Raw genomic sequence first — 21,191 nt, 5'->3', positions numbered from 1 at the left:
CTCCGATTGCCCCGCGCAGACGGGGCTCTTCCAGAGTAGCGCACGCGCGGGCGGTGATGATCCCGGCGCAAGCAGGGCTGTGTGTCGTGCTGTTTGCGCCTTTACCAGTTGATGACGGCTTGGATGTCGCTGCCGGAGTCTTCGTCCTGGCCTTGCAGCTCATTCGCTGTGGAGGTCAGGGCATTGCCGGTGTTCGTGGTGCGCCCCAGGAGGGCGTGGTGCGCGTCCTGGTGGCTTTGCGCGAACCCCTCCCACGCAGTCTTCGCGCTGTTGACGAGCAACCCTGCGACGGGATCGTCGAAATGCGCGCCCCGTGTGGCGCGCGCGGTCTCCTCCACGAGATCGACCACGCCAGTCCCATGCGCCCGCCACTGCTCGGGGTCGAGGTGGAACGAGTCGGGCGAGGTCATGGGCGTTGCTTCCAATTCTTGTAGAACGGTCGTTGTTGGTAGACTGCGGCGGATTCTCGACCGAGGCGGAAGGAGGCGCAATGCTGGAGCTGTCCGAACTCGACGCCTGGCACCCCGCCGCCTCCGACGAGGTGGTGGGCAAGCTCCTCGCGAAAGAGTCCGCCTACCGCGCGATGGCGGAAGACCTCCAGCGCAAAGTCACCGACATCGAGAGCAACTCGCACGGGCAACCGACCGACGCTGCGACGGAAGACCTCAAAAGCAAGATCGCGCACTTCAGCGACATGACCGCCTCCTGCGAGCGGCTGAAAACCCTGTTCACCGAGACCCCCGAAGCCCTGACGAAGATCAAGCAGCGCGCGGCGGAGGCGCAAAGCCTCGCGGAGCGCTACGAGTTCACACTCGGCCAACACGGTGAACTGCTCGACCCCTACAGCGGCGGGGTGCCTCCCGGCATGAGCGCCGACGACGCCCAACGCCGCAAAGAGATGGGCGCGCAGATCGCGGACCAGATCAAACAAGTCCTCCAAGACGCGACAGACCTCAACGACAAAGTGAAAGCCGCGCTCGACAAAGAGCGCGAGGCGATGAACGACGTGTTCGGCAACGGCTCCGGGGACTTCGAGCAAGCCCCCGCCCACGACACCAACAACGAGCGAACCCAGAACCAGATCGCAGCGTACACGCAGCTCTACGGGCACGCGCCGGTCACCGAGACGGACTGGCAGATGGCGGCGGCGCTCGACCCGCACAGCTACGACCCGAAGAACCACGGCGTGCCCCCGCAAATCGTCGCGGGCCGATTCCCCCCGCAACCCGGCAAAGGCGTCGTGCGAACCAACCTGTTCATTCCTGCTGGCTGGGTGTGGAACGCTGGAGACGGCACCGATGCGCTCAACGGGAAAGCCGGAGTGCCGAATCTGGGCGATAACCGTGGCCCGAACGCCAACGCCGACGCCGACGCGGAAGCCTCGCGCGTTTCCGTGTTTGTTGACTACGAGCACGGGATCGTCGTCACTCGGCAGAACCCGTCCGTGAAGTCGGAAGGGCATGACAGCGGCGCGCAAGTCGCCGTCCCCCAGGTCCACGCCGCCGTCGCCCCGGACGGTAGGCTCACCATTGACTACAACGCCCGAGATCCTTATGAGCCCGGTCTCGCGGCGGGCGCGGGGTTCACCGTCAACGGGCGGATCACACTCTCACCGCACGCGGACGGCACGGTCGGTCTCGGGGGGAACGCCACGGTGTACCCGAGCATGGAGACCTATCAGTACCGCGATGGGCATCCGACAGCGCAGCTGCAATGGACGCCCGCCGTGTCGGGCAGCGAGTGGGGGCCTGGGTTCAACCTCGGCAAACATCACCCCGTGGGCGACCCGGGCATCCCGCCGGTCATGCCGATTCCGAAATGGCAGTGGGAGTTGGAGAGCGCCAACCCGTTCGAGGGCGACCCCTTCACCGAGAACACCACGCAGCTCTCCGACCCCTCAAAAGGTGCGATTCCGACGATGAGGACTGGACATTGACCCGATTTCATTTCGTCAGACCAGACCTATGGCGCCTCTTCTGGAGCATCGTTGGCATCGCCACCGCGTCCTGCCTGCTACTCGGCACGATCCTGGCTGTCGAGTTCGCCATCCAGGCGCATGGGAAATCGAGCCCGCCGAACTATCTCGGCCTTTGGTTTTTCTGCGTCTTCCTGTACTCGTGGTGGCTCCTCCTGAGCATCTGGCAGATCACCGTCCCAGTTGTCCTGGTTCTAGGCGGATTGCTCGCTTCACTGCGCCGGACCCGCGAAACCTAGCCGCAGGAAAGCCGAGAGGCACCCGCGAAGAAGCGCACTATCCGCGCGGCCCGGCGGCGGGCGGAGACGGCCTGGTGGAAGCCGACGATCAGTCCAACGCTTCCGGCGGCAGGCTGCCCAGGTGCGAAAGCAGCTCTTCGAGCTCTTCGGGCTTGTACAGGACCTCTCGGGGCTTGGACCCTTCTGAAGGCCCGACCACGCCGTGGTTCTCCATCATGTCCATCAGGCGGCCCGCTTTGGCGAACCCGACCCGCAGTTTGCGCTGCAGCATCGAGGTGGAGCCGAGCTGGCTGCGCACCACCAAGTCCACCGCCTGCAGGAAAGGCCCGAGGTCGCCAGACGGCTCCGCGTCGGCCTTCCCCGCGTTCGAGGCGACGCTCTGCGCGCTGGTCACGCCCTCGTGGTACTCCGGCTCGGCCTGGTCCTTGACCGCTGTGACGACCGCCGCGATCTCTTCGTCGGAGATGTAGGCGCCCTGCAGACGCTGCGGCCGGTTCGCCCCCATCGGCAGGAAAAGGCCGTCGCCCATGCCGATGAGCTTCTCCGCCCCCGGCTGGTCGAGGATGACGCGGGAGTCGGTGAGCGAGGAGGTCGCGAAGGCGAGCCGGGACGGCACGTTCGTCTTGATGAGGCCGGTGACCACGTCCACCGAGGGCCGCTGCGTGGCGAGCACCAGGTGGATGCCCGCCGCACGGGCCTTCTGCGTGATCCGGACAATGGCCTCTTCCACGTCCCGAGGCGCGGTCATCATGAGGTCCGCGAGCTCGTCGACGATGGCGAGGATGTACGGGTACGGGCGCATCTCGCGCTCCGAGCCGAGCGGGGTGACAATCCGGCCCTCGCGCACCCCGGCGTTGAAGTCGTCGATGTGGCGGACCTTGTTCACCTGCATGTCTTTATACCGCTGCTCCATCTCCTCCACGAGCCACGCGAGCGCCGCCGCGGCTTTCTTGGGCTCGGTGATGATGGGTGTGATCAGGTGCGGCACGCCCTCGTACGGGGTGAGCTCGACCATTTTGGGGTCCACGAGGATCAGGCGCACCTGCTCTGGCTTGGCCCGCATGAGCAGGGAGACGAGCATCGAGTTCACGAAGCTGGACTTGCCGGAGCCGGTGGAGCCCGCGACGAGCAAGTGCGGCATCTTCGCGAGGTTGGCGGTGACGAACTGGCCGTCGATGTCTTTGCCGAGTCCGATGACCAGGGGGTGGCGCTCCTGGCGCGCGTTCGGCGAGGCGAGCACGTCGCCGAGGCGCACCATCTCGCGGTCGGTGTTCGGCACCTCGATGCCGACGGCGGATTTGCCGGGGATCGGGGCGAGCAGGCGCACGCTGTCCGTGGCCACCGCGTAGGCGATGTTGCGGGTGAGGTTGGTGATCTTCTCGACTTTCACAGCAGGTCCGAGCTCGACCTCGTAGCGGGTGACGGTCGGGCCCCGCGTGTAGCCGGTGACCTTGGCGTTCACATTGAACTCCTGGAACACGCCGTCGATGGCCTTGATCATCACATCGTTCGCGGCGCTGTGCTTCTTCGGCGGCTCGCCGAGTTTGAGGACTCGCGCGGAGGGCAGGATGTAGTCGCCGGGCTGCGGGGCGGGCTCGGGAAGCTCGAGCTGACGGCCCTGAGCCTCGACGGCGGGCGGCGCGGCCGCTGGCGGCACGACCTCGGCCACCGGCTCCGCCGCCGATTCCAGTTCGGCTTGCGGCTTGCGCTGTCGCACCCTCGGCCTGGGAATGCGTTCTTCCTCGTCCTCGGCGGCCTCCGTGTTCGGGAACGGCACGTCGAACTCATCGGCTTCGCCGGAGTCCGGAGCACAGTCCAAAACGTCCTGATCCACAGTCAGGCACTCCTCCCGGTCTCGCGACACGGCGGGGCTGGGCAGCTGCGACAATCGGGACTGCGCGGTCGCCGCGAGCTCCCGGACGGTCGCCCCGCTGATGATGAGCGCCCCGAAAGCGCCCACAAGCAGGAGCACTGCCCCTGCCACCCAGGAGGAGAAACCGTCGGCGAGCGGACCGGCGAACGCAGAGCCCAGGAAGCCGCCTGCCCGCGCCCGGCCCTCTGGGGTCTGCGGCGCGCCGGAGATCAGGTGCCACAACCCGAGGACCGACGCGGCGACGAGGGCGGAACCGAGGACGAGCCTGGGGCGGGACTGGGGGTTGGGCTCACGGCGCAACAGCACGATGGCGAGCACGCCGAGCAGGATCGGCAGAATATTCGCGGCGGAGCCGACGATTGCCCGGACTAAGGAGGCGACCAATGCGCCCGCCGGGCCGCCGACCTGCGACCAAAGGCTTCCGGCGAGCACCGCGGAGACGCCGAGCAGGGCGAGGGCGACGCCGTCGCGATGATGCCCCGGGTGGCGCTGCGGCTGGCGCGCATCGCCGTAGACGTCCAAGTCCTCGTGCCTGTTGTCGCCAGTTTCCGCGAAACCCTCCTGCCCCGCATCGGCCAGCAGGCCCTCGTCCCGGGGCCCGATCGCGCGCACAGTGGAGCCCAAGCCTCTTGCCAAGAGCGAGAACCCGGCGCTGATCCCCTTGCCCAGCCCGGCGGCGACCTTCATCCCATTGCCTTGGCCCGAAGGTTTTCTGGCAGCGGCGGAATTTCGGCGCGTCGGGGCGCTTTTGCGGCTGGCAGCGGGAGCGCTCTTTCCCCGAGAGCGGCTCTGTGCCCTGGAGCTGGTCTTCGTCGTCACCCGGACAGCCTAATCCCAGCAGGCACTTGGTTCACTCGTGCAACACACGGCTGTGATGGTTCGGTGATATAGCAGTTGCCCGGCCGAGTGCGGAGCCTCCTGCGGCGGCCGAGGCTTCGGCGCTCGTCGTGTCACAAATCCTCTTGTGCGAGCGAACCTCCTGGCGACGGAGCGCCAGCGCCGGGAAGTCCAGGCGCTCGATCAAGCGTGGGCGGCCCCGCCGAGCTCCAGCGTGCGGCGAGGACGTCGCAGACGGCACGTTGTTGCTCCTCGTCCTGATCGTGCGTCAGGAGCCCTTCGACAACGAAGACGCCGATCATCACCTCCGCGTCCAGGGTCTCGGTCGGGACTCCGAGGCTCTCCAATTCGTGGCGGAACAGGCCCTCGGTGAGCAGATGGAAGTTGTGGTGCCATTCGGCGAGGGCCGGTGAGTGCTCGACGCGGGCATGGACTGTGTTCACCAGGCGGCTCATCTGCGTGAGTTGGCGCACCAACCAAAGGATGCGGGCCGCGATCGGCTCGCTGGCGACGCCTTGGTACTGCGACCACGCGTCGGCCACGACGGCGTTCAGGACCGCGATGAGCACGTCGTCCTTGTCGCGGAAGTACCAGTAGATGGTGTTGGGCGCCACGCCCGCCTGCTGGGCGAGCCGGCTCATCGACGTGGCGTCGTAGCCGATGTCGACGAACAGCCGCCGAGCTGCTGCCACGATTTCCGCGCGCTTCTCGTCGGCGTCTTGCGGGCGTTTGTTGCGCGCCATGAAGTCCTTCCGCAGATTGTCTGTGCCACACCGTGTTGAATGCCGTTCAAGATGCTGCTATCATTTCTTGAATACCGTTCAAGACACCGTCCACCTTACTCTCCCCGATGAAGGAGCGCCCATGGGGCAGCAACACCGCTACGCGCGACACGACATCACGTTCCCGTCCGAGGGCGCGCTGTGCGCCGCGTGGCTGTATCGACCGGATGGCGCGCAGAAACCGCCCATCGTCGTGCTGGCCCACGGCTTCGGCGCGTTCCGCGAATTGCGGTTGGACGCCTACGCCGCACGGTTCGCCGAGGCCGGCTACGCCGCGCTCGTGTTCGACTATCGGCACTGGGGCTCCAGCGAAGGCCAACCCCGCCGCCTGCTCGACATCGGGCGCCAGCACGCCGATTGGCGGGCGGCCATCGCCCACGCCCGCGGCCTCGACAACATCGACTCCCGTCGCGTGGTCGCTTGGGGCTCTTCGTTCGGCGGCGGCCACGTGCTGGACCTGGCCGCCCACGACCACGATCTCGCCGCCGCCATCGTGCAGGTGCCGCACGTCACGGGACTGGCTTCGGTCTTCGCGCAATCCCCGAAGATCCTCCCCCGCCTGCTGATCGCGGGCGTGCGCGACCAGGTCGGCGCCTGGTTCGGCCGGCCGCCGCATCGCGTCAAGGTGGTCGGACAACCCGGCGAACTCGCGATGATGACCTCGCCCGGCTCCTATGAGCCCGCCATGAGGATGGCCGGGGACAAACGCGAGGAACTGCTGGCCCAGAACGACGTCGCCGCCCGCATCGCCCTGCGCGTGCCGTTTTACTCGCCGGGACGGACCGCTCCCAAAATCACCGCGCCGACGTTGGTCCAACTCGCCCGCTACGACGACGTCACCCCGTACGCCAAGGCCGAGAGGGCCGCGGCCCGCATCCCCAACGGCGAGATCAAGGCCTACGACTGCGCCCACTTCGAGCCGTACCTGGAGCCGCACTTCGACGGGATCGTCACCGACCAGATCGGATTCCTCGCGCGCCACGTCCCAGTGGCCTGACTCGGGCCGGTTCACCGACGAGCTGGAGACCGTGGCCGGAGCGCTCGGCGGGCCCTGCTCGCAATGCGTTCAAACGGGCTCGACAACGATTCCCTGCTGACAAAAAATCGAGCGGCCCCCGTCCTGATCGGGACGGGGACCGCTCGGGCGGAGGATAGGGGATTTGAACCCCTGAGGGCTGTTAACCCAACCCGCGTTCCAGGCGAGCGCCATAACACAAGCTCAACAACCCACGCATACCCGCTGAAACCCCGGATTTCTTAGGGTTGTTGATCGAAGTTTGTGCTCAAAATGTGCTCACCAGAACCACACCCCCGCCAGCGGAAACAAGGCTGAGAACTCGGCCCAAAACTGCCAGCCCGACATGCCATCATCAGCTCATGACTGATTCCTGTCCACCGAGCATCGTCCTCGATCTGCACATGATCGTTGAGGAGACTATCCGTGAATGGTTGGTCCTCCACGACTTCGACAGCGCGACCCCGGAGGAGGTCAAGGAGGAGGCTGCTGCGATCTGGGGGGGCCTGAGTCGGGCGATCCCGACCCAGGTCGCCCGCCAGTCCCAACCCGATGACGTGTGGCGGTGTCGTAGTCATGACGAACGCAACCTAGCTGTTCGTCTACGCCTCCTCAAACTTGGATACCATGCTGAGTATGAATTCTGAACATCACAAATGGCTTGAGGAACTAAACCGCTCTATCTTAGAAACATATCAAGGCGAACAGGAAATGGCCGGAAAGTCGGAGCATATCCAAGAGGTCGGACATCGGGTAGAAGCGAAGTGGCTGGAGGTGCTTTCAGCTTGGCTACCTCCGCAGTATGGGATTGACACACGAAAATATCTGCTTCTTGAAACTGAGGACGGGCCAGCGAAGACAAAAGAGACGGACATTGTTGTTTTTCACCCCCATTATCCTAAATCGTTACGTAGCAAATCGGATGTTCTAGCCTCCGGCGTAGCTGCAGCTTTCAGTGTCAAACGAACCCTAACCAAAGATTCCATCGCCCAAGCATTTGAGAATGCCGCGCAACTCCGTCGCGGCATGAAGATACGCGACCACACGCTCAGGCACTATCTCGCCCCTCCTGTGTTTTACGGGCTCCTAGCCCAATCTTCCACGTGGAATAAATCAGAAAATGCTGCTACTAAAATCAAAGATATGGTAGATGAGAATGACAAGACTATTCCTCGGTCGCCGCGCGAGGGCTTGGATTTCATATGTGTGGCTGATGCTGGCTGCTGGAGCCGAAAGACCGCTGTCCTGACGGAAAAGTATCTAACCACACACCCTGCATTGGAATTTTTCTTAGGACGCGAGACAATAGCAATATCTGGCATGCGGAGAAAATACGAGGCTGAGGCGCTTTCTCCTCTGACAAAGTTCATCGGATCCTTATGGCAGAAACTGGCTATCAATGATCCCACGCTCAAACCGCTCGCCGATGGGCTGCGGCTCACGGACCCTGATCCAGAAGGCGGTCAATTCTCAGGCCGCCGATATAAGCTAGACGATCTAGTCGACTCGGACGTGATGGATAATGTACGCAGCGAATCACCGGTCGGTTTCGACTGGATGTACCAGTATTGACGTGTGAGATGAAACACTGGTGTTCTCCGGTCGCGAGCTCAGGTGGCACGTCACTGGGCGCACCACAGACGACGAATGGCGCGGCACGATGGACATTGGGGCACTGATCGGGCGATACGCGTGATGGTCGAGGCGTATGCGCGGGGCGGTGTCGTGGTCATCACCGACGCCGCCGAACTCTTCGTCTACACCTCCGCGAACATGGCCTCCCCGGACACAGCCCGGAGCTTCGCGAACATGATGGGACAGCGCGGGGACCACGAGTCAGCGCGCAAGCTCCGTGCCGCAGCCGACGAGGCCGAGCGGCAGACCACCACGCGGGCGCGCGACATCCCCTAGACCGTATATTATTAGTTAACATGAATAAAAACACAAACTAGGAGTGCCGGAATGACATCACAGGTTCTCGCGGGCGACGCCCGCTACAAGTGGAAATCGCTCGACATCCCGAAGAAAGGCGGCTGGGGTTCCATCGGAGCCGAAGCCAAGATCAAGGAGCAAGCCCGCGAAGGCTGGATATATTTCGACCGAAGCCCCAGCCCCACGAGCGACGACAACGTGGTACTAACCTTCTATCGAGCGAAATAAGCCCAGTTCAGTCCTGCACCACTCGGTAGCGGTCTCGACCTTGGCTCGGCTTTGGGCGAAGCAATCGCTGTGAATACACTTCAATCATGCCCTACTCCTCGACCTCGGGGCGCTGCTTCCTCCAGGTCAAGATCCGGCTCGTCGCCATAATGGGCAGGGGGAGGACGATCCCGAGCAAACCTGCCCAGGAGTACGTTTCTCTCTCGGGCACACCGGGGCAGGCCATTGTGATCATGTAGCTGGCGGGCAGCGCTGTGAAGGCCACTCCGATCATCCCCGAGAACCAGGCAGCGCCCAGCTTCGAAGTTCCTGGCCCGTTCTTGGCGAGCCGGAAGCAGAGGTAGAGAAGGGCGAAAGTGACGAATGCAAGGCCAGCGCACACGTAGTAGAGCTTGAGAGCCTGCGAGATGGTGTAGCTGGTGGAGCGCAACAGCACGGCGTCCTCGTCGCTCACTTTCCCGTCAGACCGGGTGAACGTGCTGACGAGCAGTGCCGACGCAGTGACTAGGGCCATCATCGCGCCGCACTCGACCAGCTTGGAAACCAGTTTCGGAATCTTGGACTCCGACAATCCGAAGAGCTTCGACACGAGCATCACCGATGTGTGCCCGATGGTTAAAACCGCCAGCATCTTGGAGACGGTTGACCAGAGATCAACCTGGTCTGCTTGGTTCATGGTTGTGATCGTATCGCGCGGTCACACCAGATCAGCGGTATTAAAGGTCCGCTTTCCTCAGTGTCGAGGCTGCTCAAACTTCACGGCGGCGCTCCTTATCTGTCTGTGGCCCGGAAGGAGGGGGCGTGCGCGGTTAGAAGAAGGAGCGGAAGGCGAAGACCACGGCTTCCCCAAACGTGGTGATAATGAGCGGGAGGACCGCGACCACGGCGACCGTCCCCACAGTCTTCGGTGTTTCCGCGAAGTCGAGCAACGCTTCGCGCGAGGAGGGCGAAGGAGCGAAGAGCCACCGACCCACTCGCCCCTCGTCGCGGTCCACCCAAGAGTCCAAAGCGTCGCGCACGGCTTTCACCCGTGCTGCTTCTTCCATCTTCCCCAAATCGTTCTGCCAATGCGATCCGAGCCGAATCCATACGGCCATCCAGATGGCGAAGAAGATCGCGAAAGCCAGGAACACGGTGTGTCGCAGATCGGACTGCGCCTCACGGGCATGGGCGACGGACAACCCGAAGTAGGCGCCCAGCAGAGACGCGGCCAGCATGGCGACGAACCCTTTCAGAGCGCGCCAGACAGGGGCGAGTCGCACCGACGCCAACGTGTGCCGCCGCTCCGGTGACGCCTCCTTCCGGAGGATCGCATGAACCGCCCATAGGACCGGGATCGCCCGGAACAGCGCCAGCAAAATCCCCACCGCGAAAACACCCGCGAGAGCGGTCAACGCCCACCAACCAGCGACCGCCCACCGGTCAGGGCGCGGCCCCGCGCCCTGGCGCTCCAACGCCCCGGTTGAAGACTCCAACAGCCAGATGAATCCGCCTGTCGCAAGCCCGACACCGCCGAGATAAGCGGCGAGCAAAAGCATGGACCGTGCGCCGATCCAACTCAACCGCAACCAAGAACTAGCGTTTCGCGCCGCCCTGCGCCAAGCAGGAGCGAGACGAGATGCAGGTTTCGGTTCACCCAGGACAGACGCGGTGACAGATTGCGGTTTCGCCGAGGCCCGCGACGAAGAACCCCGAAGACTCTTGACGACCCCCAATGCTAGGGCGACCACCACGATCCTCACCCAGCCCATACGGCCCCGCCTGACCGCTCGGCATCGAATGACCGTCGAACGCGCAATATGAAGCCCGTGACGATCATTCGTCGAGGTTTTGCCGGTGGAGCCAGTCTTCCACGTCATGTACGAGGTCTTCGCTGGTGAGGTCGGCTATCTGTTCCCGCCACGCGGCGAGTTGGTCGAGCATGGCGAGTTGGAAGAGGAACGCTTCTGCTGCGGACTCGGCGGTCGGGCCTGATCCGACGACTTCGGAGTCTCCCCACTGCGCTTTGAAGCCGTACGCGTCGTGCTCTTCGCTGTATCGCCCGCCGATGTACTCTGCTCCGTAGCGTTCGCACGCGCGCCGCGCGATCTGCGCCACCGCTTGCGGAGACAACTGCTTCTCACCGTCTGGGGAGGTCACTCGCGCTCTCCTTGGCCTTGATCATTACCGGCGATCAGCGCCCAGCATGCGCTCACGGGTTCTCACGTCGGTAGTTCTCTTCCAGGCCCTTGAACGCGTTCAAGACCTGTTGCGAATCTCCTTGATGTATAAGGAACACCGATAGGGCGTTTTCGTAGTGTTCTTGATCGAGCTTGCCTTTAATTTTTTCTGGTGGGGGCAAACTTTGCTCCGCAGTTATGTACTTGTCCAGTTCGCCGTGCTGTGGTCGAATGCTGTGCTCAAACAGGAAACTTGCGATTTCATATCGCACCGACAGTGTGTCGATAGTTCTTCTGCCTCGCGCCTTGTCCGCTTTGCCCAGCAGGCTTCCGGCCTGGGACATTGCGTCTACATTCAGGTTGGATGGGCTCTCCACCATTGAGGATGCGAATTCGCGGACCAACTTCGAAGCTTGTTCGGATTCTTGTGCCGCAGAAGCCTCCACGCTCTCCTTGGCTTTAATATTATTTTCAGCATGAGAGCATCCTGATCCACTCATTGAAATAAGCATGAGCGTCGCGAGGATTTTAAATTTTACGTTTAGCATACTGTTCACTTGCGCGAGATAGGCCATTGTTCAGATCGGCTCCAGAAGGCAGATGGGTGATGTACTCGGATAATGCGTTCTCATAATGCTCAAGGGCCAGTTTGTCGGTGAACGTGCTCGGTTCCGGCAACTTGCCGTCTGGGCCAAGGTATCCGTTCAACTCGCCGCGCTGCGGCAGTTGGCCGCTGGCGATCAGGCTTTCCGCGATCTGGTAGCGGAGGGACGCGGTGTCGAGGACGTGCCCTTGCGGGCCTTGCCCGGTGTACGCGTCTTTCAGGCTGTTCGACGTCGAGTCGAGGACTTTGGCGAGCACGTCGCCTCCGGGGAGGAGCTTCACGAGGCTCGACGCCCAAGGTTTCGCGGCGTCGAACGCGTTGCCGTTGATCTTCTGGGCGTCCGCCCCGAGGGTTTCGGAGGCTTTGTCCACCGAGCCGAGCAGGTCGGCGGCGTTCGTGAGGTGGTTGACGCTTTGCACGGGATCGCTTTTCAACGACCCAGCGGTTTCCTGGGTCCATGCCATGGACTGCGCGTAGGCGGCGGCGTGCAGTTTCTCCGCTGCGGCGTGGTCGGTGTCGAGCACTTTGAACACCTTCGTCACGTCGTCGGGGTCCATTGGTGGGCCGAAGCCGCTGGTGCCGTGCCCTGGCAGCTCGTCGCCGTAGGCCGCGCCGAGGTATTTTCCGAAGCCTTCGGCGAGTTCTCGGTCCAGGGCGTGGTTGCGGTTGCCGAGCGAGTCGGGCAGGGGCAGGCTTCCTGGAAGGCGCGAGTGCGTCAGCTCGTCGGAGTGGTCCTTCATGTAGTCCACGAACGAACGCATGGTCTCCCCGCTCCTGGTCGCAGCTGCCCCCGTCCCTCCGATTCCTGGGTGGCGGCGTGGACCGCGTTCTTCGCGGCCTCGCCGTCGTCGGACCAGTTGTGCTTCATCAAGTCGCCCACGAACTGCTGCCCGTGCTGCTTGTCCGTCGCGACGTCGTGGAACGCCTGCGAGTCCACACCGGCTGTGTTGAGGATGTGCTGCATCGTCGGGTTGATCTTGCTGTCGATCTCCGCGTTCCCGCCGTCCTTGTGGCTCTCGGCGAGGGCTTCTCCGACTTTGCCGATCATCGACTTGTCCAAGGCGCTGCCTTGGCGTGTCGCTTCGTCGCTCGCTCCCACCAGGTCCGCGAGGTCGTCCAGCTGCCCCAAGGTCGGGTACTTGTGCTCGATGCTCGTGTTGTACCCGGTGTCGTGCGCTTCGGTAGTGATCACGGGGTCGCGCAGCGTCTGCTGGATCTTCGCGGGCAGCTTGTCCATGCCGCCGCGCCACGGCCCAGCCTTGTCGCCCTGCACGAGGGGAACAGCGGAGGCCACGTGCGGGTTGCTCATCAGCTCCAACGCGTTCGAGATCGCTTTGCCGTCCCCGTGGAGCTTGTCTTTCACGAGCGCTTTGATGTCGCTGGCCGACTTGTCCTGCAACTGGCTCGACATCTCCGAGACCACGGAGGTCTGTTCGGGCGAGAGTTTCGCGTCCCCGCCTTCTTTCAGAGCCTGCTGCTGGGTGTCGGACAGGCTGGTCGCTGCCTCCACCCGTGCTTTCTGCTCGGGGGTGCCGTGCCCGCGAGATACGCCTGCACATCGGCCTTCGCTTGCGCGGGGGTTTCTCCGACGAGGGAGCCGATTTGCCCGTCTGTGGCGACCTGATCGAAATGCACGTTCGCCTTAAGGTCGGCTGCGGCCTTGTCGCTGGCCTGCTCCAAAGCCTCCCTGTTCTTGTCGAGCCCTTCTTGCGCGCCTTGCAACCATGCGTTCAAGGCTTCGTTCTGATCGGCAGTGAGGCTGCCGGTGAACCGGGAAAGGTCGGCTTGGACCTTCCAGTCCTCGGTCACGAAGAACGCGACGGGCAGCTGGGAGAGCCGACCCCCGTCCTTGACGATCACCGGCCCTGACGCGGCGTTGATCGAAGTGCGCAGGTTCCAGGCTGCGGGCCACAGCGCCTCGTGCGCCGCGCGCAGCACGTTGGCGGCGTTGTCCGTCTCAGCATGGAACCTGTTCAACGCTGCTGCGATAACGTCGCCCTTGTCCTGCGCGGCGTCCCCGGCTTGCCCGGTGAACGGCTCCCCGCTCGGGGGCTCGGGTTTGGGATTGGACGAACGCGGCGTTGAGGGAGTAGGGCTCGCCTGATTCTCGGAGCCGGTCCGCGACCCACGGGGTGTGGTCGAACTGCATGGCCAGGAACTGGCTTTTTCGTGAACATGCCCATCAGGCGGCGACCACGGACGCGATTGCCTGTTTGCCGTCCTCGTCGGTCTCCCCGACGACATGCGCGACCGCAGTGAGGGCTTGGCCGAAGTTCTCGTACTCCCCGCACACCCTGCGGTTCGCGCCCTGGTAAACGCTGCTCGTCTCAGTCAACGCGGCGGCGAAGGAAAGGCCCTGCAAGTAGTGGGCGAGGAACTCGAAGGGGCTGCCCTGCGCGTCCCCTGAGGCCACGCCTTTTGTCGGCCCTGGATTTCAACTCGCCGGCGTGCTCGGCCATTTGTTTCCCGACCTGCGCCAATGCCTCGATGTTCACCTGCAACGGGTTCGTCATACGCCCCTGCCCCTCTCGTTCCCAATCTGATGGTTCAACTGTTGGATTCTTGGTTCAACTGTTGGATTCTTCGCTTCTCACTGCGATGCGCGTCCACGTCGATGAGCACCGCCTCCCCTGAGTCAACGAGCCTCTGCAACCGTGCCTGCTCTGCCTCGTCGGCCCTGCGGCGATCCTCGGCCTCGAAAATCTCACGCTGCCGCGCGAGTTCTTGTTCGGCCTGCTCGTGCGATAGCGTCTGCCCGCCCTGGCGGACCAGCTGCGGGACCGTCGCGGGCTCGTCATCGTCGTCGGGAATATTGAACTGGCGGACGTCCTGGGTCCAGATGTCACGCGCCACCAGGCCCGCCCCCTTGCTGCTTAGCTAGAGCCTCCAGCATCTTCTGCTGCTCGTCCCGGTTCAGCTCGCCGATCACCTCGGGGATCACCACAGGCAGATTCCTGCCGAACAGCTCGTTGCCGTGCTCCGTGTCTTTGAGGTAGTCGGGGGTCTTGTGCTCCTTCCCAGAGTTTTGACCACCAGCAGCGCCGCCCATGCCCCCCCATGCCGCCGCCCATACCAGCGCCCTGGCCGACACCCGAACCGGCGAGGCCGTTCACGTTCACCACCGGCTTCGGTGCCGCGTAACCGGCTGGCCCGGTCTTCGCCGACAAAGACCGCTCATGATCCCCGCCCAACGTTCCCACGCCACCGCCCCCGAGGCCCGAGCTGCCAGACGAAGAGCCGAACGCCGGGTCGCCCGCGCTCATCGCGTGCGTGGCCCCCGCTTCCGAAGGATCGAAACCAGCACCCGACGAAGGCGTGCCCCCAGCGGGCGATCCACCCGACGGGGCGCCGCCCCCAGCACCCGACCCCGCTCCTTTGCCGCCATCACCAGAACCAGCACCACCGCCCGAGCCGCCGCCCGCCCCGGCGCTCTCGCCGGAAGGCTTGCCCTCGGGCTGGGCCTCCTGCTGCTGCCCGCTGGCCGCGTCGTCTTGCGCTTGGGGTTTCGCGGCCACCGGCTCGGCGGGCTCGGCCCCGCCCGACGACGAACCGCCGCCGCCAGAGGACGGCTGAGGCTGTGCCCCGCCCACGCTGTCCGGGGACTCGCCCCGATCCTCTGTCGGTGCGTCGGGAGTGCGGCCGGGGTATTGCAAGTCTTCGACAGTCTTCTGGCCCGGTTCGCCGTAGTGGTTCTGCAACGCTCTTGCGACGGCTTTCACCTGAGCCATCGGGGAGGTTCCCGGCGTGCATTGGCTGTTCTGGTCGCACACCGACTTCGCCGTTGTCGCGGACTCCGCGACCGACTGCACGCTCTGCCCGTACTCCTGCACGGTCTCGCCCGCAGTCTTCGAGGTCCGCGCCAAGCCCTCGGTCTCGTCGCGGGTGGCGTCGCCGAGTTTGCCGACCCAATGCCGTTTCGCCACCGCGACCCGCAGGGCGTCGGTGATCTCGGCCAAACGCCCACCGGCCTGCTGGAACACCTTCGCGGCCTGCACGGAGATCACGTCCGGTTGCAAGCTCCCACCGATCTGAAGGTTTTCAACGAAATCGCTGGCCGGATCGGCCATATAGTTCTTCTCGCTCATGAACAGGACTCCTCGTCAGATCGCGGAAACTCTAGGGAAACAATTCGGCGTTTGGCGGGTCATAGCAACCACCTCGCAATCACCGTCTCATACTCGCCTTGGCGAACTTCTTTAATGGACAGATCGGCTCCGAGGGGGTCGAGTCCGCTCGGCTGGTGGTGCGACGTGTCCGTGCAGGCCCCGAAGTACTGCTTCGTGTCGATCACCCGGTGGAACGGCTTGTCCGGCTGCTTCGACTGGTCGCTCACCGCTTGAAGGCTTCCTTCGAGCCAGGTGTTCGCCGTGCCGTAATTGGCGACTGGCAGATGGTCGTACTCGCCTTTGTATCTGCCCTTCTGAAAGACATCTAATCCCCCGACATCGGCGTACCAGTCTGTCCATGTGGCGTGGGGCTGCGCGTCGATGACGACTTCGAACGACAACACCCACCAGACACCGCAATCCCCCTCCTTACTGGAGTCCGACAAATCTGTTGGCACACCATCGGCTTTCACCAGGCTCTTGGGCGTGAAGACGAGCGTGGAGCCGCCCTTCTGAAAACTCACCGATTCCCCGAACTTGAGCTGCAAGACCGGTTTGCCCGCATTCTCTGGGGTGACGAGATTCTGCGGTGCCGCCGTGCTCGACACCGATGCGGGCGTGGAATTCCCATCGCCAGCCGCTGTCGGGCTGGTTGCCCCTCCGCGTTGGCACCCTGCGGCGAGGAGAGCGCTCAATGCGAGCGAGATGGCGATGGTGTTTCTCGTGGGGTTGTGCATCAGAATCCTGTGAGGTGGCCTTGGTTGCCGAGGTTGGGGTCGAGCTTGCTGATGTCGATGGCGCTGTCGAAGTCCGTGCCGAACAGCGCGTCGAAGCGTGCCTTGGCCTTGTCGCGCAGCTCGGTCACCTTGTCGATGGTGTCTTGGACGTACTGCTTGAACGTCCCCCCGGACTTCTTCACGACATCCAGCTGGGCTTTCCCGTCCACTCCGGACCCGAACGCGTCCCCGACACCAGGCATCTCCGCGAGGTGCGTAGCCTCGTCTTTCAGTAGTTGATTCAAGTCTTTCAGCGCTGTGTTGAAGTCGTGGAGGATGAGGGCTGCCTCCTCCTTCGTGATCTCGACGTCGACCATAGTTCAGGTTCCTCTCCGCGATGGTTGTTGTGTCCAGTATGGACGCTCAGGTGTGATGCCGCTCATTGGGGTTTCTGGTGTTTCTGCTTGGAGTCGAGTTGAGCATGTCTTTGTTAAACGCTCTTCTACAGCTTCTTCGAATTTGACGTCTAGCGTTGGATACTCCATTCAGCGGCGATGACCTCTGACGCATGGATTTCGTCCACACCTGGCAGCCCTCGAAGGTTCGGGCTCCACAGCACAAGCTGCAAGCGCGGGTTCGTGTACAACTCGACTGTCTGGGAGTCCTCCTCCCTCTCGGGCTTCAGATCGAAGTACTCCTTGACAGCAATGGTTTTCGGGCGCTGGTCCTGTGCCGCAGGCTTCAACGCGTCCCGCAACCCGGTGCCGCCATAACTCGTCCATAGGTTATCCCAGTTGTCGCTGCCACTCTTGAACTCGCCGTGATGATCCGCCCGAACCTGCAACTGCGGGCGTCTGAACCAGTCGTTATCCGTGTACCCCAAAGGCGGCATCCCTTTTTTCGGGTCGAAGGGCCTGTAAGTGGACTCGTTCTTCACGATCTCCACCGTGATGGCCGCAGCCCAATCCTTGCCGACGCGCACTGTCAAAGTCCCAGGATGCTTCGGGTCTCTCGTCCCCAGCTCTTGGGTGAAGCTGTTCAACGTGAATTTCAAAGACACGTCCATCCACGTGAAAGCAACCGTGTCTCCCGTCTTGAGCTTCACCGTCGGGGATCCAACAGACCAGTTCACCACACGCCCGCTGAAGAACGGGCCAGCAGGCTCAGAGGCAGAAGGTGACGTTTCTGGCTTGGGCGCACTCACAGCGCTCCCTCCTTCACCACGAGAACACCCAGCGGAAAAGACCTCCGACACAATCAGGCCGCAGACAACCGCAAGTCGCCAGCCTCGGATCGGCTTGGAGGAGCAAGCAACGGGCAGCGTAAGAAGATTCACGAACTTTGGTCCTTCCTCCACCAGCTTCGTTCCGTGTCGGGGAGCAGCGTGGTGATGTGCGCGGCGAACGCGGGGTCTTCCTGGTTCGCCTTCGCCGCCAAATACGCGATATCGGTGACGAAGGCACAGTCGGGGCGGGCTGTGGACAGCCGCCAATGGTTCAGGGCGACCAACCCTACAAGGGCGCGGTGGTAGAGGAGGTACCCGAAGAAGTCGGACTGTCCGCGTTGCGCCAGGGGCTTGTCCATGGCGTGCGCGAGGTTGACCGTGGTCTGGGTGTGGACCTGCGCGCCGTCCGCCCACACAGCGTTGAACATCTCCGGGGTGATCGGGGGCCGCTCGCGGATCGCGGCGACGATATCCGCGAACGGCGCGCGGTCCTCGGCCATCGAGCCCTCGATAATGCTCGCGACCCAGCCCAACGCTTGCAGCCTCGCCTCTCCCGCCCACGGGGTCGCCAACACTTTCGCCAGCTCCACATACAGTCCTGGGGCGACGTGCTGCAAGGGGTGCATGCTCCCGCCCTCCGGCTCGACCAGCGGGCCGCGCGCCTCCACCAGGAACGGCGCGTCCGCGTCGGAGATGTGGTCATTCAAGGGTTGGACGAGGCGGCGCAGCGTCTCCGGCTCCTCCGGCGTGTGGGTGGTCGCGATACCGGCGAGGTGGTAGCGGGCGCCTTGCGCGGTCCAGTTGTCCCGCAGCCACAGGTAGTGCTCACGGGCGGCGTGCACGGGGTCGGCGTGCCCGAGCATCCGCACCAAGACGGCCCGGTCCCGGTTCTGCGGGTCCACGACCAGATCCCACGCTGGCCACACCCCGAGCGGCACGGGTTTCGCGACAATGCCGGGGCCGATGTTCGTGTAGAGGTAGACGTGCTCTTGGAGTTGGTCGTCAATGTGCGCGGCGAGGGCGTAACGCGGCACACCGCCCACCGCCAACCCCTGCGAGGCGAACAAGTCCTCCTGCTCTTTCAGCCAGAACGCCAATCGGGCCAACCGGCTCTCCACATCCATCGGCAGCGCGTCGGCTCGGCGGTCTCCGAAGAACCCGTCGTCGCCGTGGTAGCCGTGCGCGTTCGGGGATCGGTACTGTTCCTCCGCGTTTGCCAGGCCCATCGCTTGGCCGGTGAGCGACCCGGCTGCGCCCATCGTCGCGGTGTCGCTCGACTCCTGCAAATCCACGTTCGTCACGTCGTCGGGCACGGCGAAGTCGGTCGCGGACTGCGCCTCCGTCACACCCGCTTCCGTGTCGTGGTCGAGGACCGCAGAGCCCGATTGGGCCGAGGTCGCGGCAGAGGAATCGTGCGCGGCCCCGAAGTCCGGGGGCCATTCGTGATGAGCTTGCCGGTGCGCGTCTTGCTGGGGCCACGCGTTCTCGTGGTGCTCGAACGCGTCCCCCGCGACAGCCGCCTGCCGCTCTTCCTCTGTCTCGACAGGCTGGGCCTGAATCACCGGAGCCTGTGCGGCTTCGACTGCGGCGTGCCTCGCGGACGGCGCGGAGGCGCCCTGAACCTCGTCCAGGTCCACGTGCCCGACCGTGATCTCTTCGGCGTGCAGCTCGTCGTGCTCGCGGATCTTCACCGCGAAGAACGCCTCGGCCTTGTCCGCTCTCGCCTTCGCGGCTGCCTGGGCTTTCGCGAGGCTCTTCGCGGCCAGTTTCTGCACCCAGCGGGAGTTCGCGGTCTGCTTGAGCAGCACGTCCCAGGACTCTTGCTCGGCCTGCGCGTACGCGCCCAGGACGCTCAGCTCGACCTTCGTCTCACGGATCTCCCGCGCAGCCTCGTCCAGGATCGCCGCCGTCTTCTCGCAGCGCTCAGCATGCACATGCAACGCCAACGAGTCCCGGCGCAGCGCCTCCGGCCCCGCGTCCAAACCGCCCCCGGCGTGGTTGTCCTCCAAGCGGCCCGCGTGGGAGTGGATCTCGTCGCCGCTCGCGCGCTCCAAATCCGCCACCGCCCGCGCGGTTTGGGCGAGAGCTTGCAGCTCGACCTCATCAACCCCGAGCCACACCGGCTCCGCGACCAGCTTCTGCACCTCGCCCCACGGCTCCGGGTAGGGGCGCGACCCGATCTCGCTCACCCGAGCTTCCCTCGCATCCGCAGCTCGTCCAGGGCGGCGGCTTTGCGGCGCTCCAAATCAGCGTCGGCCTCCAGTCTCTGGCGCTCGCGCTCCTCGTTACGCTGCTTCTGCTCGGTCACGAAATCATGTTTCGTGAACTGGATGTCCATGAGGAACTCTTTGACCAGTTCGAAGTCCTCGGCCATCTCGTCGGGCCAATCCGGCAGCCCCCGCGTGAAATCGACCTCTGTGCGCTCGTCCTCGGGCAGCGCCTCCCCGACACCAGCGGTCGCGTCCGCCAGCTCCCGCGCGAGCTGGTTCGCCCATTTCTGCGCCTCGATGCCCGCCGCCCGCAACCCCCAACACGCCAGCTTCGCCGCCTCCGAATACCGCGCCGAGGTCATCGACACCGGCAGATCCCGCCCATCAATTGTCACGGACATCGCGCCCGCCCCGGTCTCGGCCATCACCTCCACGTGCGCGACCCGCTCGCTATGGCGCTTCAAAAACGCCTGAGCGCTGGCATCGCCGTCAACCGCCCGTTTCGCCTTCTCCAGGAAGTCAACACGCCCCGGCAATGTTCGGCAACCGCTCGGGGCCTCCAGGTCGAAGCCGCTGGCCTCGGCCGCGTCCGCAGGCTCCATGTAGGGGTCGTCCGCCAATCGCTCGTAGAGGTCGTAGCGTTCCGCCGCCTTCGCCACCGCCCATTCCATGCACTCGCCGAACTCGCGGGGGAAGCCCGAGACAGCGAGCAACGGCTCTTGGCTGCGGAAGACCCTCGAACCGCCATTGCCCAGGCGCACCAGGGGCGGGGTGCCGGAGAGCTGCACCGACCCCGATGCCTTCGGATGCTTGAACGAGACGAACCCGAGCCGGAAGATCGTCGCGATCTCCTCCACCCGTGCGGAGCCTTCTTCCGCGCCGTCCCACACCGCCATCTCGCGGGGGTCGCGCCGACCCGCGTCCGGAACCTCCAGCGTCTCCGTTTTCACGCGCCCGCCCCGCCGATCCGCGTGCCAGCCGACTTCAACCCGTACTCGGCCTCGAAATCAGTCTCCCGCACCAACGCCACTCCCGAGAAAACATTCCTGACCGTGCTCACGGTGCGGGCCGCACCACCAAGGCGCAGCTCCTCCAGGCGGGCCTTCGCAGAACGCGCCAACTCCTGCGCCCTGCGTCCCGCCTCGTCCGGGGCGCCCTCGAAATCCGATGTGTCCGCGATCTTGTCCGCCAAGAGCTGGTGCCGCTCGCCGAGCGACTTGAGCACAGCATGGCACACAGACTCCGACTCCTCGGTGTCCAGCGAGAAACCACCAGAGTCAGACACGGCGC

General features: G+C 64.2%; 25 protein-coding genes. 6 read left to right on the top strand and 19 right to left on the bottom strand.

Going from position 1 to position 21,191, the window contains the following annotated elements; all coding sequences use genetic code 11:
• Positions 1-101: 101 nt before the first annotated feature.
• On the bottom strand, positions 102-410 hold the full coding sequence (locus SROT_RS04670; protein WP_013137857.1) for a hypothetical protein: 309 nt from the start codon (positions 408-410) through the stop codon (positions 102-104).
• A gap of 80 nt (positions 411-490) precedes the next feature.
• Between SROT_RS04670 and SROT_RS15525 the strand changes: the two genes are divergently transcribed.
• Entirely contained in the window at positions 491-1,936 is a 1,446-nt protein-coding gene (locus SROT_RS15525; RefSeq protein ID WP_013137856.1) for a hypothetical protein, read from the top strand.
• Positions 1,933-2,214 carry a hypothetical protein gene (locus tag SROT_RS04660; RefSeq protein WP_013137855.1) on the top strand — a complete coding sequence of 94 codons (282 nt, stop codon included), beginning with the start codon at positions 1,933-1,935 and terminating at the stop codon, positions 2,212-2,214. The genes SROT_RS15525 and SROT_RS04660 overlap by 4 nt, the downstream gene beginning before the upstream one ends.
• Before the next feature lie 88 nt (positions 2,215-2,302).
• Here SROT_RS04660 and SROT_RS04655 read toward each other — a convergent pair whose 3' ends face one another.
• Entirely contained in the window at positions 2,303-4,906 is a 2,604-nt protein-coding gene (locus SROT_RS04655; RefSeq protein WP_425358193.1) for an FtsK/SpoIIIE family DNA translocase, read from the bottom strand.
• 131 nt (positions 4,907-5,037) lie between these two features.
• Positions 5,038-5,667: a TetR/AcrR family transcriptional regulator gene (locus SROT_RS04650; RefSeq protein ID WP_013137853.1), complete on the bottom strand. Its 630-nt coding sequence runs from the start codon at positions 5,665-5,667 to the stop codon at positions 5,038-5,040.
• A gap of 121 nt (positions 5,668-5,788) precedes the next feature.
• On the opposite strand from SROT_RS04650, the gene SROT_RS04645 reads away from it, so the two are divergent.
• The 4 genes from SROT_RS04645 (at position 5,789) to SROT_RS04630 (ending at position 8,881) form a co-directional block, all read left to right on the top strand.
• Entirely contained in the window at positions 5,789-6,703 is a 915-nt protein-coding gene (locus SROT_RS04645; protein WP_013137852.1) for an alpha/beta hydrolase, read from the top strand.
• Positions 6,704-7,357: 654 nt separating this feature from the next.
• Positions 7,358-8,293, top strand: a complete 936-nt coding sequence (locus SROT_RS15965) for a DUF6602 domain-containing protein (RefSeq protein WP_013137851.1) — start codon at positions 7,358-7,360, stop codon at positions 8,291-8,293.
• A gap of 75 nt (positions 8,294-8,368) precedes the next feature.
• Positions 8,369-8,632 carry a hypothetical protein gene (locus SROT_RS04635; RefSeq protein WP_148223345.1) on the top strand — a complete coding sequence of 88 codons (264 nt, stop codon included), beginning with the start codon at positions 8,369-8,371 and terminating at the stop codon, positions 8,630-8,632.
• A gap of 51 nt (positions 8,633-8,683) precedes the next feature.
• Positions 8,684-8,881, top strand: a complete 198-nt coding sequence (locus SROT_RS04630; protein ID WP_013137850.1) for a hypothetical protein — start codon at positions 8,684-8,686, stop codon at positions 8,879-8,881.
• Between the two features lie 91 nt (positions 8,882-8,972).
• On the opposite strand, the gene SROT_RS04625 is transcribed toward SROT_RS04630, so the two are convergent.
• The 16 genes from SROT_RS04625 to SROT_RS04550 form a co-directional block, all read right to left on the bottom strand.
• Positions 8,973-9,557: a hypothetical protein gene (locus SROT_RS04625; protein WP_013137849.1), complete on the bottom strand. Its 585-nt coding sequence runs from the start codon at positions 9,555-9,557 to the stop codon at positions 8,973-8,975.
• A gap of 133 nt (positions 9,558-9,690) precedes the next feature.
• Entirely contained in the window at positions 9,691-10,419 is a 729-nt protein-coding gene (locus SROT_RS16395) for a hypothetical protein (RefSeq protein WP_013137848.1), read from the bottom strand.
• A 277-nt stretch (positions 10,420-10,696) separates the two neighbouring features.
• Positions 10,697-11,020 carry a hypothetical protein gene (locus tag SROT_RS04615; protein ID WP_013137847.1) on the bottom strand — a complete coding sequence of 108 codons (324 nt, stop codon included), beginning with the start codon at positions 11,018-11,020 and terminating at the stop codon, positions 10,697-10,699.
• Between the two features lie 52 nt (positions 11,021-11,072).
• The gene (locus SROT_RS16390; RefSeq protein WP_148223344.1) at positions 11,073-11,552 is read right to left on the bottom strand and encodes a hypothetical protein; all 480 of its coding nucleotides are present in this window, start codon (positions 11,550-11,552) and stop codon (positions 11,073-11,075) included.
• Positions 11,553-11,568: 16 nt separating this feature from the next.
• Positions 11,569-12,405 (bottom strand): hypothetical protein, encoded by an 837-nt coding sequence (locus SROT_RS16385; protein ID WP_041406942.1) that lies wholly within the window; start codon positions 12,403-12,405, stop codon positions 11,569-11,571.
• Positions 12,381-13,154 (bottom strand): TPR repeat domain-containing protein, encoded by a 774-nt coding sequence (locus tag SROT_RS16380; RefSeq protein ID WP_041406940.1) that lies wholly within the window; start codon positions 13,152-13,154, stop codon positions 12,381-12,383. The genes SROT_RS16385 and SROT_RS16380 overlap by 25 nt, the downstream gene beginning before the upstream one ends.
• The gene (locus tag SROT_RS16375) at positions 13,109-13,621 is read right to left on the bottom strand and encodes a hypothetical protein (RefSeq protein ID WP_013137845.1); all 513 of its coding nucleotides are present in this window, start codon (positions 13,619-13,621) and stop codon (positions 13,109-13,111) included. Before SROT_RS16375 ends, SROT_RS16380 begins: the two co-directional genes overlap by 46 nt.
• Before the next feature lie 205 nt (positions 13,622-13,826).
• Entirely contained in the window at positions 13,827-14,057 is a 231-nt protein-coding gene (locus tag SROT_RS04595; RefSeq protein WP_013137844.1) for a hypothetical protein, read from the bottom strand.
• Between the two features lie 134 nt (positions 14,058-14,191).
• The gene (locus SROT_RS04590) at positions 14,192-14,497 is read right to left on the bottom strand and encodes a hypothetical protein (RefSeq protein ID WP_013137843.1); all 306 of its coding nucleotides are present in this window, start codon (positions 14,495-14,497) and stop codon (positions 14,192-14,194) included.
• Positions 14,498-14,517: 20 nt separating this feature from the next.
• Entirely contained in the window at positions 14,518-15,729 is a 1,212-nt protein-coding gene (locus SROT_RS15945) for a hypothetical protein (RefSeq protein ID WP_013137842.1), read from the bottom strand.
• Between the two features lie 59 nt (positions 15,730-15,788).
• Positions 15,789-16,487 (bottom strand): hypothetical protein, encoded by a 699-nt coding sequence (locus SROT_RS04575; protein ID WP_013137841.1) that lies wholly within the window; start codon positions 16,485-16,487, stop codon positions 15,789-15,791.
• Positions 16,487-16,843: a hypothetical protein gene (locus tag SROT_RS04570; protein ID WP_013137840.1), complete on the bottom strand. Its 357-nt coding sequence runs from the start codon at positions 16,841-16,843 to the stop codon at positions 16,487-16,489. Before SROT_RS04570 ends, SROT_RS04575 begins: the two co-directional genes overlap by 1 nt.
• Before the next feature lie 149 nt (positions 16,844-16,992).
• The gene (locus SROT_RS04565) at positions 16,993-17,670 is read right to left on the bottom strand and encodes a nucleotidyl transferase family protein (RefSeq protein ID WP_013137839.1); all 678 of its coding nucleotides are present in this window, start codon (positions 17,668-17,670) and stop codon (positions 16,993-16,995) included.
• A 128-nt stretch (positions 17,671-17,798) separates the two neighbouring features.
• Positions 17,799-19,880 carry a hypothetical protein gene (locus SROT_RS04560; protein WP_013137838.1) on the bottom strand — a complete coding sequence of 694 codons (2,082 nt, stop codon included), beginning with the start codon at positions 19,878-19,880 and terminating at the stop codon, positions 17,799-17,801.
• Entirely contained in the window at positions 19,877-20,851 is a 975-nt protein-coding gene (locus SROT_RS16695; protein ID WP_013137837.1) for a hypothetical protein, read from the bottom strand. The genes SROT_RS04560 and SROT_RS16695 overlap by 4 nt, the downstream gene beginning before the upstream one ends.
• Positions 20,848-21,186 carry a hypothetical protein gene (locus SROT_RS04550; protein WP_245535358.1) on the bottom strand — a complete coding sequence of 113 codons (339 nt, stop codon included), beginning with the start codon at positions 21,184-21,186 and terminating at the stop codon, positions 20,848-20,850. Before SROT_RS04550 ends, SROT_RS16695 begins: the two co-directional genes overlap by 4 nt.
• Between the last annotated feature and the right edge of the window lie 5 nt (positions 21,187-21,191).

It is taken from the genome of Segniliparus rotundus DSM 44985, assembly GCF_000092825.1.
In the GTDB taxonomy this organism is placed as follows: Bacteria; Actinomycetota; Actinomycetes; order Mycobacteriales; family Mycobacteriaceae; genus Segniliparus; species Segniliparus rotundus.
The sequence above is the reverse complement of the archived record's forward strand: the minus strand, read 5'-3'. Positions and strand labels throughout refer to the sequence as shown.

What these genes read in the sequence shown, in the direction of transcription:
- SROT_RS04670 (WP_013137857.1), bottom strand. Translation starts at nt 410, where the DNA reads ATGACCTCGCCCGACTCGTTCCACCTCGACCCCGAGCAGTGGCGGGCG.
- SROT_RS15525 (WP_013137856.1), top strand. Translation starts at nt 491, where the DNA reads ATGCTGGAGCTGTCCGAACTCGACGCCTGGCACCCCGCCGCCTCCGAC.
- SROT_RS04650 (WP_013137853.1), bottom strand. Translation starts at nt 5,667, where the DNA reads ATGGCGCGCAACAAACGCCCGCAAGACGCCGACGAGAAGCGCGCGGAA.
- SROT_RS04645 (WP_013137852.1), top strand. Translation starts at nt 5,789, where the DNA reads ATGGGGCAGCAACACCGCTACGCGCGACACGACATCACGTTCCCGTCC.
- SROT_RS15965 (WP_013137851.1), top strand. Translation starts at nt 7,358, where the DNA reads ATGAATTCTGAACATCACAAATGGCTTGAGGAACTAAACCGCTCTATC.
- SROT_RS04635 (WP_148223345.1), top strand. Translation starts at nt 8,369, where the DNA reads ATGGCGCGGCACGATGGACATTGGGGCACTGATCGGGCGATACGCGTG.
- SROT_RS04630 (WP_013137850.1), top strand. Translation starts at nt 8,684, where the DNA reads ATGACATCACAGGTTCTCGCGGGCGACGCCCGCTACAAGTGGAAATCG.
- SROT_RS04625 (WP_013137849.1), bottom strand. Translation starts at nt 9,557, where the DNA reads ATGAACCAAGCAGACCAGGTTGATCTCTGGTCAACCGTCTCCAAGATG.
- SROT_RS16395 (WP_013137848.1), bottom strand. Translation starts at nt 10,419, where the DNA reads ATGCTTTTGCTCGCCGCTTATCTCGGCGGTGTCGGGCTTGCGACAGGC.
- SROT_RS16390 (WP_148223344.1), bottom strand. Translation starts at nt 11,552, where the DNA reads ATGCTTATTTCAATGAGTGGATCAGGATGCTCTCATGCTGAAAATAAT.
- SROT_RS16385 (WP_041406942.1), bottom strand. Translation starts at nt 12,405, where the DNA reads ATGCGTTCGTTCGTGGACTACATGAAGGACCACTCCGACGAGCTGACG.
- SROT_RS15945 (WP_013137842.1), bottom strand. Translation starts at nt 15,729, where the DNA reads ATGAGCGAGAAGAACTATATGGCCGATCCGGCCAGCGATTTCGTTGAA.
- SROT_RS04575 (WP_013137841.1), bottom strand. Translation starts at nt 16,487, where the DNA reads ATGCACAACCCCACGAGAAACACCATCGCCATCTCGCTCGCATTGAGC.
- SROT_RS04570 (WP_013137840.1), bottom strand. Translation starts at nt 16,843, where the DNA reads ATGGTCGACGTCGAGATCACGAAGGAGGAGGCAGCCCTCATCCTCCAC.